The organism is Flavobacterium amylolyticum (assembly GCF_048284335.1).
Classification (GTDB): domain Bacteria; phylum Bacteroidota; class Bacteroidia; order Flavobacteriales; family Flavobacteriaceae; genus Flavobacterium.
Map to the genome: position 1 here is coordinate 817,895 of NZ_JBLVPG010000002.1, position 12,920 is coordinate 830,814.

The following is a 12,920-nucleotide window of genomic DNA, read 5'->3' on the forward strand; positions in this document are numbered from 1 at the left end:
AATCCTTTTTTTATGGATTAAATAAAAGATTACTCTATTACCAAAATATCTATTATTTTAACATTTGTTTATCATTTTTATTAAAAAGTTAAATTTAACAAGCAAAAAAAAAGACTCTCAGGTCCAAAAAGACTAATATGTTATGAAAAACAAAATATTTAACTAAATTATAGATTAACGCATGTTAAATTTAATAAAAAAAACACATTATTACAAGTGTAACAACTTCTAAAACACATAAAAACAGAACTATTATATGTAACCTCCTTCACAAATTTGCATAAAAAAAGTGTTTAAATCAATAAACACTTGTTAATACTAGAGGAATCACTCTTTATTCAACCACTTATGCAACATCATTTCTAAATCTTTTTGAATAATGGGTTTCGGTAAATAATCACTCATCCCTGCTTCGATACATTTTTCTTTATCACCAACCATGATTCCGGCAGTGATTGCAATTATAGGAATATGTTCCGCATTCTTACATTTCCTTATTTCGTTTGTGGCTTCATAACCATTCTTATTTGGCATTTGAATATCCATTAAAATAATGTCTGGTAATTCTTTTTTATAAAGTGCTACTGCTTCATTTCCATCAATAGCTTCAATAATTGTACAATTCGATATAATTCTCTTGACTAACGTTTTGGCTAAAAGCATATTGATTTTATTATCTTCTACAATCAGAACCTTCTTATTCATTAAAATAGTATCTTGAATTAATGAATTTTCAGAAACTATTTCTAAAGACAACAGATCTTTGTTCTTTTTATGTTTTGCTTTCTTAAATTTAATGACAAAATAAAAATCACTTCCATCTCCATATTTACTTATTAATTGCAATTTGGTCCCCATTAAATCCAACAGCTGATTCGATATTGCCAAACCTAATCCTGTACCACCAAATTTTCGGTTGGTTGAATTATCTTCTTGAACAAATGAATTGAATATTTTTTCATTATTACCCGTTTTTATTCCAATTCCAGTATCTTTAACTGAAAATTTAATGGTTACCCATTTTTTATCTAACGATTTAATTTCGTTGATATCGAGACGAATTTCTCCAAAATTGGTAAACTTTACCGCATTACTCAATAGATTGACTAATATTTGTTTTAATCGAACCGAATCCGCTAAAACATATTGTGGGGTGTTCGTATCAATATCTAATATTAAGTTTATTTCTTTCTGGTTAGCTTGGTGTTTAAATAAATTAATAACCTGATTCGTTAATTTAAAGAGATTGGTCTCTTCAATATTCAACTCTAATTTTCCAGATTCAATTTTAGAGAAATCCAACACATCATTTACAATTTCAATTAATGACATTGCAGATTCATTGACGGTTTTCATATATGCGGATTGATCCTTTTTTAAATTTGATTTCATCAACAAATGGGTAAAACCAATTATCCCATTGAGTGGTGTTCTAATCTCATGACTCATATTGGCAAGGAAATCAGTTTTAGCTTTATTTGCTGCCTCAGCCAACTCTTTGGCCTTAACCAGCTCCATTTCCATCTCTTTTTGTTCGGTAATATCAAAAAAACTAATTACAATTTCATATATTTCTCCAGAAGAATCAATTTCTGGAAAACCATTAATTAAGAGCCAAACAATATCATCAGTTATTGGTCTACTAACACCAATTGTGAAATTTTTGAGAGGTTCTTTACGGGCAAAAATTTGGTTTACAGGATATTCAGTAATAGACATCACGGAATTATCTTCATTTAAAAAATTCCAATCCGGATGAATGGATGTATTCCCTTTCATTTGTTCTTCACTTAGCCCCAATAATTCTCCCGCTTTAATATTATTTACGATAATGGATTTATCCGGAGCATAGACGATAATCCCTGCTTCCAAATTGTTTAACAGTCCGCGATATCTTTCCTCGCTTTTCAATAGTGCATTGTCCGATTGTTTAGCTGCTGTAATATCCCTTGAAAGGCAAATAAAATGTATTTCATGCTCATCGCTTTCTTTCATCGGTGCTATTGAAAGTTCAAACCAATGCAAACCACTTGCCAACTGTAATGAATATTGTCTACCAGTTGAATATCCTTTTTCCGAAGCTTCCCGAATGGCGGATAGACATAAATTTCCTACATCAGTAGGTAACACTTCAGTAAATGTTTTTCCCAAAAACACTTCTGGAGGCAGGGCTAATAAATCATCCCTACGAGAATGGTAGTTAAAAATTCTACCTTGAATATCAACTTCAAACAATAAATCTGGTATGGCTCCGAGTATAGCTTCTAGTTTTTTATTCATTTTCTTGAAGTCATCCTCGGATTTTTTTCGTTTGCTTACATCTCTAACAATCGCAACAATACGCCCATCAGTAATCATTTTAGCCGTGATTTCAACTGAAATCAAAGTCCCATTGCGATGCAGCATGCTACGTTCAATTAATGTTTGCTTGCCACTAAGTAATTCTTTAATAATAATTGGGCTCGATTTAAGCTCATCATTGGTATATAAATCCGTTAAATTTTTTGTACAAAGCTCCTCTTTAGTATAGCCAAGCATTTCACAAGCGCTTTCATTTACTTCTAGTAAATCTCCATTAGCGTTATTGATAAAAATAGCATCGGATGCTTGTTCTATGAGGCTGCGATACTTTTCTTCAGTATTAATTAGTTGCTCCTTAACATTCTTTAGTTCCGTGATTTCAGTTAATGCTCCGTTTAATCGTATTGCCTTGCCAGATTCATCTCTTGTTATAAAACCCCTATCATAAAAGATACCGTAGCTTCCGTCACTCTTTTGAAAACGAAACTCATCGGACCATAAATTTGTAGATCCTACATACGAATCCTCTAATTTTTTTATTACTCTTTCCTTGTCATCCGGATGAAGTTTTGATCGCCATATTGTAGTATTTTCAATTCCGTTTGGCTCGCTACTCCCAAAATCAAATAGATCAATAAATGCTTTATTATTCCAGCTTTGTCCTGTCAATAAATCGACTTCAAAAACAGCGTCATTAGTAGCCATCGAAATCATTTCATAGCGTTCTTTTGCGATTTTTATTTTTTCTTCTGCCTTCTTTATTTCAGTAAGATTTATTCCCATTCCCAACAAACACATTTTTCCTTCATACTCAATTACGTGAGAGTTAATGTAATAAGAAACTTTAGTTTTGTTTTTTATAACCAACTCTACCTCAACACCTGATGTGTTTTTATCTAATACTTTTTTTATTTTTTCACCTAAACCTTCTTCACCATCTGATAAATAAAAATCAATAGGATTCATTTTTGCAATTTCCGTTTTACTGTACCCCGTGACATCTTCAAAATTCTTATTCCATTTCAAAAATTTCCCCTTTTCGTCGTACAGATAAAAAATACCAGGAAGATTATTAATTAAGGATTCCGAAAGTTTTTTTTCTCTCAGAATTATTGTTTCAGCATTTTTGCGTTGTGTAATATCAGTTATGGTACCTATATACCCTACAATTTCATTTTTTATGTTTTTCTCAGGCAAAGCTTGTCCCATCACCCATGCAACAGAACCGTCCTTACGCACAAATCGATATTCGGATAACGAATTCTGTTCATTATTTGTAGCATTCTCCCACCCTCTGAATAGTGAGCTTTTATCTTCTTCATGAACACCTCTTAACCAGCCATTTCCTATTGCCTCTTGAAAAGACAAGCCTGAAATTTGACACCAAAACGGGTTAACATAAGTAGTAAATCCATTTGCATCTGTTCGAAAAATACCCACAGGTGATACTTCAGTAAGCATGTGGTAGCGTGATTCACTTTCAATAACTGCTTCTTCGGCTTTCTTCCGCAAAGTCTCTTTCTCAAAAACCTCTAGCGCAAAAGCGACATCGCCTGTAGCCTCTTCTAATAAAGCGATTTCTTCAGCATCAAAAAAGTTTTTTTCTTTAGCATAAAAGGAAAAGCTTCCAATTACTTTTCCGAATTTTTTTATAGGTAATACCATCCCAGACAGAAATCCTTTACATAAAGCTTCCTCTTTCCAAGGCTGCATCGTTAAATCATTCTCAATATCATTGCAAATAAAATATTTACCCTTTATAATTGCAACACCAACTGAATCACGGTTCTCTTGAATATCCGTAACTGAAATGCTTTTGATAAAAGTTAAATAATCGCTATTTTCTCCAGCAATAGTTACAGGAATTATTTTTTTAGTATTTTCATCAATCATTCCTATCCAAGCCATTTCAAACTTACCTAATTTTACGGCTATTTTACAAGCCTCATAAAAAAGGTTTTTTTCATCAGTGGTTCGAACAATCATCTGATTAATTTGACTTATAAATAGATGCAGTCTGTTCGCTTTAATGAGTTTTTGATCCGCTTTAATACGTTCAGTAATATCCGTTACAATTCCATGACAAATTACAGTTCCTTCCGGTTCCACAACTGGTAACGAATTTACATTGTGCCATACTAAGCCTTTAGTAGGATGAAAATATCTGTATTCACACACTAGAGGCACTAATCGTGTTTTAGTTGCAATTATACTTTGTGTTACAAAATCTAAATCATCTGGATGAATGAGCGAAAAAATGGCATTGGGATTGTATTCTATTTCGCTAAAAGAAAATCCATAAATTCCCTCAATAGCATTACTCGCATAAGGATAGCATAAAGAACCATCTTTATTCTGACGCATCGAATAAATTAATCCCGGTGCGGTAGCTGCAATTTTAGCAAACTTATTCTTTTCATTTAAAAGCGTTTCATTTACTTTTCTATTTTCTGTTACATCTTTTAAATTGGCAATTATACCTCCAACACTATCGTCATGAATCATGTTATTGAGCATTCCTTGCAACCATATATAATTTCCTTCTTTATGTTTAACCTGAAAAATAACCGCTATTGGCAAGCCTGGATTATCTAATGCTTTTTGTACCATTTGTCTAACATACTCTAAATGGTCTGGATGAAAATAATCTACATCCATAATTTCATCATACTCATCATCAGTATATCCAGTAACTCGAGCCGAAGAAGGACTTCGAAATATGACATTTAAATCCTTATCAACAACAGTTATTACACCATCATTGTTTTCGACTAAGGCACGAAATTGTTTTTCGCTTTTTTCAATTTTTGCTTCTGCATTTTTACGTTGGGTAATATCTTTCACGAAACCCAGAAATCTATTTTCAGAAAGTTTTACCACATCTATAAAGCAATGTATTTCGGCTCCGCTTTTATTACTGATTTTTATTTCGCCCCGAATTACTCCTGTAGCTATTAATACCTCAAAAAAATTTAAAGCATCAGCTACTTTATCTTTTAAGGATAAATCTCCAAATTTCATCCCTAAAAGTTCTTGTTCAGAATATCCTGTTAATCTAATCGCTGCCTCGTTTACTTCTATGTAATTCCTATCCTGATCCATAACAAAAACCCCATCAGGAGCATTTTTGATATAATTTTTAAATTTCAAATTACTTTCCTCTTGTATAAGCTTCATCTTATAATTAGTTTCAGCTATTTCCTGAGCTTTGACTTTTTTTTCAATGTCTCTCTTTTCAGTAAGATCTCTACCAATGGCATAGACAACTTCTCTTGACGGAGATGCTGTTATAGTCCACTGAATAGTAGCAATTGCTATATTTTTTTTTATAAATCTATTTTCAAAATTTATTATAGAACCGCTAAGAGATAATAATTCTAATTCTTTACTTGTTTTATCCTTGTCATCAGGATGAATAAAGGACAAAACAGGATTCGATAGCAATTCTTCTTTTGTGTAACCTAATATTGTACAAAACGCAGAATTAAGTTCTTTTAAAAAGCCATCACTTCCAATCGTGCACACTAAATCTTGAGATTCTTCTAAGTAAAATTCAAAATTATTAATAGACTGTTCTTTTTTTAATAATCTATTAATTTCTATCTCACGATCTTTTAGGATACTTAGTAGATCGTCATAGGATGGTTTTGATTTGTGCATATTCGTTAAATTCAAATTATTTTTAAATATAACAATTTATACTTATAAAATCTGAAAAAGTCTTACTATCGAATAACCATAATATCATTCCGTTTATTTCTAAAAACAATGTTCTACAATCATTTTAAAAATTTAATATTTGACAATCTGTTACTTTTAATTAGTTCCGTTTATAGGTAAAATTTGGCTGTATTATCATTTCGATAAATTAAATACTGTTAAGAATATTAAATAGTAAAAATTTATAATTAAACAGGAGCAAAATCAGTTTTGAATAAGTACATATTTAAACTCCCATAAACATTAAAAATTGAAATTAAAATTTCGATTTTTAATGTTTATGGGAGTTTTTTTAAAATAAAACCCGTGCCACTAAAGTGCTGCTTCTCGATCCCAAAAACGATGTTGCTCCATAGCGTTTATAAAAGATTTTGTGAAATTTTTATCTTCTTTACTTCCATTCAAAATAATTCCATCTTTACTATCTTTAGTATCTAACACATCTTTAACATTCGTTTTAGTAAATATCTCGGCTTCATCAGCACCAATAACTTTACAATGTTTATAGGCTTCATTAATAAACTCAATTGCTTCAGGCTTTGAACTCAGGAAAGCAGTGTTTTTTCCTCCAGGAATATATACAGCATCAAACAAAACAGATGAAGCAATTAGAAAACTTTGATCTACTTTTATTTCGCTTCCGTCATTTGCTTTTATCGTTCCTAAATGTGGCGCTATAATTTTCATGCTTGCACCTTCTTTCTCTAAAGCAGCTTTCAAGGCATTGATCGAAGCCCTATCAGTTCCTTCTGAACATAAAAATGCCACCTGTCGTGTCACAATCGTTTTGGATACTGTTTTGTTTTTAAGCATACTCAATGCATCCGAAGCTTCCACACTTTGAATTACTTTTTTAGGTTCATACTTCTGTTTATCGGCATTAGCACCAACGCCATGATTCATTGGCTTTTCTGGACTTTTGGGTACTTTCATTCCTAGACCTTCAGCTACTTTTGTCGCTAATCCTAAATCTATTTGAGATAATAATCCCAACATACGGATTTGAATTGCTACAGTTTCTAATTTCCCTAATTCAAAACGTAAAGCATTTATAATATGATTTTTTTCAGTTTGGGTTTGACTATTAAAGAATAACGTAGCTTGACTAAAATGATCTGAAAAACTTTCGCTTCGGTCACGTACTTTTTGAGCATCAATCCTTTCGTTAAAACTGGTAAATCCACCTTCTTCAATTTTTGCTTGAAAAGGACAGCCTCCACCAAGAGAATTTGGGTGATAACTAACCCTACCTACATTGATTTCCTGACGCATGTGTCCATCACGCTGATTATTATACATTGGTGCAATGGTTCTATTGATTGGTATTTCATGAAAATTTGGGCTTCCTAAACGGGATAATTGTGTATCAGTGTAAGAGAATAATCTTCCTTGCAATAAGGGATCATTAGTAAAATCAATTCCTGGAACAATATGGCCTGGATGAAAAGCAACTTGCTCTGTTTCAGCAAAAAAATTATCTGGATTTCGGTTTAAGATCATTTTTCCTATTAATGTTACAGGAACTAATTCCTCAGGAACAATTTTAGTAGGATCTAATAAATCAAATTCATATTTGTGTTCATCTGCTTCTGGAATAATTTGCACTCCTAACTCCCATTCCGGAAATTGCCCGTTCTCAATGGCTTCCCATAAATCCTGACGGTGAAAATCAGAATTTTTTCCTGATATTTTTTGTGCTTCATCCCAAACTACAGCATGTGTTCCTAGTTTTGGTTTCCAGTGGAACTTCACAAAATGAGATTCATTTTTAGCATTTACAAACCGAAAAGTATGAACTCCAAAACCTTCCATCATTCTTAAACTTCTAGGAATGGCCCTGTCTGACATAACCCACATTATAGTATGCATCGTTTCTGGCATTAAGGAAATAAAATCCCAAAAAGTATCGTGTGCCGATGCTGCTTGTGGCATTTCATTATTGGGCTCAGGCTTTACTGCATGAATCAAATCTGGAAATTTAATCGCATCTTGAATAAAAAAAACTGGCACGTTATTCCCCACTAAATCATAATTTCCTTCCTCGGTATAAAATTTTACTGAGAATCCTCTAATATCTCGTGCCAGATCCGTTGATCCTCTTGATCCAGCAACAGTAGAAAACCGTGTAAATACAGGCGTTTTAATATGTGGATTCTGCAAGAATCCTGCTTTGGTATATTTTTCCATAGATTCATAAACCTGAAAATAACCATGCGCGGCAGAACCACGCGCATGTACAATTCTTTCTGGAATTCTTTCGTGGTCAAAATGGGTGATTTTTTCTCTTAAAATAAAATCCTCCAGTAATGATGGACCACGTTCGCCAGCTTTTAGAGAATTAGTATCATCGTTAATTTTAAGTCCTTGATCAGTGGTCATAAACTGATTCTCTGCATCGGACTTTTCAATAGCTAAATCCTGTAGTTTCTGATTTTCAGAATCATTTAATTTTGTTTTCGTGTTTTTCATTGTAATAATTTATTAGTTTTTGTAACACTTTTTTAAATCATTATAAATTTACACTTTTAAAGATAAAATTTTTACATAATCTTATTTAAAATTTATAAAATCACGATTTAAACAAACCCCACTACACTGTATTACAGAACACTATATTTTTTTATCCAAATTTTCGAGTACTTTTTTTGAAGAAAATTTAAGGATAAGAATAATTCCACATATTGCGCCTGAAATGCCATTTGCAATGATAATAGGAATGTCATTTTGTAAAATCCCATATATAAGCCACATCATTCCTCCACAAAAAAGCATCACATAAGTAACTTTAGAAATGTCTTTTGTTGATTTTGTTTTTATAATTTTGTAGGTCTGTGGGAAATTGGCACCAGTTGTTAATGTAGCTGCTATCAAACCGAGTATTTGAATATAATCCATAAGTTTTGAATAAAAGTTAAAAAAAGTAGTTGATGATTAAAACTAAATTACTTATGAAATAAGAGCAATGGGTAGTTAGTCTAAATCCTAAACTTATCAGACTCTACCAACGCTTACTTGATGGTAAAAACAGATTCCAACTCTTGATAATTTACTTTTTAAAATATTTAAACACTTGAACTCTAATTACTGCAATCAGATTAAACCATTTGTGGAAAGCCATACAATTTAACAAAATCGGACACTCGCCATACATACACTTTTTGCTTCATCGTGTTTTGGTACAAGTTTTGAGTATACTTTAAAAAAAAATAAATTTTTAAACCAACACGAGCAACCCTCACAATAATTTAATTTTGAGATTCAAAATTAGTCAAACATTTGATTTACAAGAGTTAAAACACATAAAAAAACAAAATCAAATCATTTTACAGTATCTTAAAATTATTTTAACAAAAAAATAACCTACACTTGTATATACAACTATAAAAAACGTTACATTTGTACCAACAAATTACATATATACAAATATGAAAATTGAAGACATTTTAAAATCAACTGTAACAATGGATAATTCTAAAAAAATTATTCTAAATGTTTTGTATACACAAAATGTAATTACAGAAAATTTTAATGAATTATTAAAACCTCATGAAATATCTGGAGAACAATATAATGTACTTAGAATATTACGAGGCCAAAAAGGAAATCCGGCAAACATGTCCGTAATTCAAGAACGAATGTTAGCCAGAACGAGCAATACGACTCGATTAGTAGATAAGTTATTATTAAAAGAACTAGTCACTCGTAAAGTTTGTCCTGATAACCGTCGTAAAATTGAAGTATCGATAACGCCTAAAGGATTGAATGTTTTGAAAGAATTAGACCCAAAGGTCATATCGCATGAGGAATTCTTTTCAAAAAATTTGAGTGCAGAGGAAATAGTTCAATTAAATCAATTATTAGAAAAATACAGAAACCAATAAATAGTAAATACAACATGAATACTTTCTTAGAAAATCAAAATTGGAGATATGCAACAAAAAAGTTTGATATCACTAAAAAAATAACAGCTGAAGATTTAAACATATTAAAGGAAGCGATTCGTTTGAGTTCGTCCTCCTTTGGATTACAACCTTATAAAGTTATTATAGTTGAAAACCCCGAATTAAGAGCTAAAATTCAACCTTCTGCCTGGGGACAATCACAAATTATAGAAGCTTCACACCTAATTGTTTTTGCAAATGAAATAGACTTTGGTAAAAATGGAATCGATAATTATTTTATCAATACAAGCCAAACCAGACAAATTTCTTTAGAAAGCATGCAAGGATACAAAGATTTTATGACAACAAACATAACATCTCTTCCTGAAGAAGCTAGAAATATCTGGACAGCAAAACAAACTTACTTGGCTTTAGGAAATTTATTAAATGCTGCCGCTGATCTAAAAATTGACGCTACACCAATGGAGGGATTTGTCCCTGCTCAAGTAAATGAAATATTGGGTCTGGATAAATTAGGATTGAACGCAACATTAATCGCAACTCTGGGATACAGACACGATGAGGATGCAACGCAACATTACAAAAAAGTTAGGAAATCAAACGAAGAATTATTCATCACTCTTTAATTATTAATCAAATTCAAACACTCAAAAACATGAAAAATTTTAAATCAATCGCATTCGCATTAGTAGTAGTTTTATCTACCTTATCAGTAACCGCTCAAACAAAAAAAGTAGATCCTGCAAAAAGTACTATCAACTGGACTGGAAAAAAAGTAACGGGACAACATGAAGGAACAATCAACCTAAAAGATGGTGCCTTAGTTTTTAAAGGAAAAAAATTAGTAGGTGGTACATTTAATGTAGACATGACTTCTATCATCGTTACAGACTTAAAAGCTGGTCAAGGTAAAGAAAAATTGGAGGGCCACTTGAAGGCTGATGATTTTTTTGGAACAGATAAATTTTCAACAGCTACTTTGATTTTCAAAAAAGCAACTTTAAAATCTGCAAATATTTATACTGTAACCGGAGATTTAACTATTAAAGGAAAAACAAATCCTATTACTTTTGATCTTGCTACAACAGCAACTACCGCAGCAACTAAATTAAAAATAGACAGAACAAAGTACGATATTAAATATGGTTCTGGAAGTTTCTTTGACAACTTAGGAGACAAAGCTATTTCTGATGAATTTGAATTAGCGGTTGCATTGAAATTCTAAATTTCATTTAAAATCCCATAATTAAACCCTAACATATCGTTAGGGTTTTGTTTTTTTAATAAAAATCACGACTAAAATTTATTTAACAAAAATTATTGAATTTTAATGTTATTTAACGCACAATGATATTGAATAATCAAATTACATTTATATATTTGTTGCAATAAAATAAATCATGAAATCAAAAATAAACAATACTTGGTGGTGGAACAATTTACGTCAGTCGTCGTGAACTAAGCTTCCTATAGTATTATTAAACTATAAATTTGAAAGGCTTGTCATCACGACAGGCCTTTTTTTTATGCCTGTTTTATCTCTATCACACAACACTAAAAACATATAAATTGAAACCTTTTATACTAAATACAAATTACAAGCAAATCCTCGCAGATACTATTACTCCAGTAAGTGTCTATCTCAAAATTCGTGATAAATTCCCCAATAGCTTATTATTAGAAAGTAGTGATTATCACGGCAATGATAATAGTTTTTCGTACATCTGTTGTAATCCAATTGCCTCTATAAAAATAGAAAATGAAATTATCTACAAGACCTTTCCTGATGGGGGTTTTGAAAAAATATTAATCGATGCCAATACCAATATTCCAGAAGTAATTCAAGAATTTTCGGGTCAGTTTAAATCCGAGAAAAATAATTTTAAATTCATTAATAATGGGCTTTTTGGATATATAGCTTACGATGCCGTACGTTATTTTGAAAAAGTGGTTATTGCCAAAAAAGAAAATAGCAATACCATTCCCGATGTGTATTATGCAGTGTATCAAAACATAATTGCTATCAATCATTTCAAGAATGAAGCCTATATTTTTTGCCATAGCTTAGACGGAAGAAACAACATTTCAGAAATCGAACAATTATTACAATCTAGAAATATTACTTCTTATAAATTTTCGAAAGAAGGAGCCGGATTTTCAAATCTAACCGACGAGGAATTCAAACACAATGTGACTTTAGCAAAAAAACATTGCTTTAGAGGTGATGTGTTCCAATTAGTTTTGTCCCGACGATTTACCCAAGGTTTTAAAGGCGATGAGTTTAATGTATACAGAGCATTGCGAAGCATTAATCCTTCTCCCTATTTATTCTTTTTTGATTATGGTGATTTCAAAATATTTGGTTCTTCACCGGAAGCTCAAATCATTGTGAAAGACCGTAAAGCAGAAATTCATCCTATTGCTGGAACTTTTAAAAGAACCGGTGATGACGAGAAAGATGCCGTTCTCGCCAAACAATTATCCGAAGATAAAAAAGAAAACAGTGAGCATGTAATGCTAGTAGACTTAGCTCGAAATGATTTAAGCAGAAACGGTCACAACGTCAAGGTAGAAAAGTACCGTGAAGTACAATTTTTCTCCCATGTCATTCACTTAGTCTCAAAAGTAACGGGGCATTTACATGAGAATGCTACAACCATGCAAGTAGTAGCGGATACTTTCCCTGCAGGTACCTTGAGTGGTGCTCCCAAACACAGAGCCATGCAATTAATTGAAGAATACGAAAAAACCAATCGAAATTTTTATGGTGGAGCTATTGGTTTCATGGATTTTGAAGGCAATTTTAACCATGCTATTATGATTCGGACGTTCCTAAGTAAAAATCATCAATTGCATTCCCAAGCCGGAGCCGGCATCGTAGCCAGTTCAGACGAAGAAAGCGAAATGCAGGAGGTATACAATAAATTATTAGCGCTGAATAAAGCATTAGATTTAGCCGAAACAATATAAAATAATTTAAAGATTCAATAATTTAAG

The 12,920-nt window shown here is 31.8% G+C and carries 7 protein-coding genes; 4 read left to right on the plus strand and 3 right to left on the minus strand.

Annotated features, from left to right (window positions below):
* Positions 1-327: 327 nt before the first annotated feature.
* The 3 genes from ACNQF9_RS09715 to ACNQF9_RS09725 form a co-directional block, all read right to left on the minus strand.
* Complete coding sequence (locus ACNQF9_RS09715) at positions 328-5,961, minus strand: PAS domain S-box protein (RefSeq protein WP_417959646.1); 5,634 nt, start codon at positions 5,959-5,961, stop codon at positions 328-330.
* A gap of 372 nt (positions 5,962-6,333) precedes the next feature.
* A complete protein-coding gene (locus ACNQF9_RS09720) occupies positions 6,334-8,490 on the minus strand; it encodes a catalase (protein WP_417990139.1) in 2,157 nt (718 codons plus the stop codon).
* Between the two features lie 141 nt (positions 8,491-8,631).
* Positions 8,632-8,916: a SemiSWEET family sugar transporter gene (locus tag ACNQF9_RS09725; RefSeq protein ID WP_417959644.1), complete on the minus strand. Its 285-nt coding sequence runs from the start codon at positions 8,914-8,916 to the stop codon at positions 8,632-8,634.
* A 530-nt stretch (positions 8,917-9,446) separates the two neighbouring features.
* On the opposite strand from ACNQF9_RS09725, the gene ACNQF9_RS09730 reads away from it, so the two are divergent.
* The 4 genes from ACNQF9_RS09730 (at position 9,447) to ACNQF9_RS09745 (ending at position 12,893) form a co-directional block, all read left to right on the plus strand.
* Positions 9,447-9,902: a MarR family winged helix-turn-helix transcriptional regulator gene (locus ACNQF9_RS09730; protein ID WP_417959643.1), complete on the plus strand. Its 456-nt coding sequence runs from the start codon at positions 9,447-9,449 to the stop codon at positions 9,900-9,902.
* Positions 9,903-9,916: 14 nt separating this feature from the next.
* Positions 9,917-10,549: an NAD(P)H-dependent oxidoreductase gene (locus tag ACNQF9_RS09735; RefSeq protein ID WP_417959642.1), complete on the plus strand. Its 633-nt coding sequence runs from the start codon at positions 9,917-9,919 to the stop codon at positions 10,547-10,549.
* A 29-nt stretch (positions 10,550-10,578) separates the two neighbouring features.
* Positions 10,579-11,148, plus strand: a complete 570-nt coding sequence (locus tag ACNQF9_RS09740; protein ID WP_417959641.1) for a YceI family protein — start codon at positions 10,579-10,581, stop codon at positions 11,146-11,148.
* Positions 11,149-11,492: 344 nt separating this feature from the next.
* Positions 11,493-12,893: an anthranilate synthase component I family protein gene (locus ACNQF9_RS09745; RefSeq protein ID WP_417959640.1), complete on the plus strand. Its 1,401-nt coding sequence runs from the start codon at positions 11,493-11,495 to the stop codon at positions 12,891-12,893.
* Positions 12,894-12,920 lie beyond the last annotated feature (27 nt).

Bases quoted from the DNA above. Each gene is read 5' to 3' on its own strand.
- ACNQF9_RS09720 (WP_417990139.1), bottom strand. From the start codon at position 8,490: ATGAAAAACACGAAAACAAAATTAAATGATTCTGAAAATCAGAAACTA.
- ACNQF9_RS09715 (WP_417959646.1), bottom strand. From the start codon at position 5,961: ATGCACAAATCAAAACCATCCTATGACGATCTACTAAGTATCCTAAAA.
- ACNQF9_RS09740 (WP_417959641.1), top strand. From the start codon at position 10,579: ATGAAAAATTTTAAATCAATCGCATTCGCATTAGTAGTAGTTTTATCT.
- ACNQF9_RS09725 (WP_417959644.1), bottom strand. From the start codon at position 8,916: ATGGATTATATTCAAATACTCGGTTTGATAGCAGCTACATTAACAACT.
- ACNQF9_RS09730 (WP_417959643.1), top strand. From the start codon at position 9,447: ATGAAAATTGAAGACATTTTAAAATCAACTGTAACAATGGATAATTCT.
- ACNQF9_RS09735 (WP_417959642.1), top strand. From the start codon at position 9,917: ATGAATACTTTCTTAGAAAATCAAAATTGGAGATATGCAACAAAAAAG.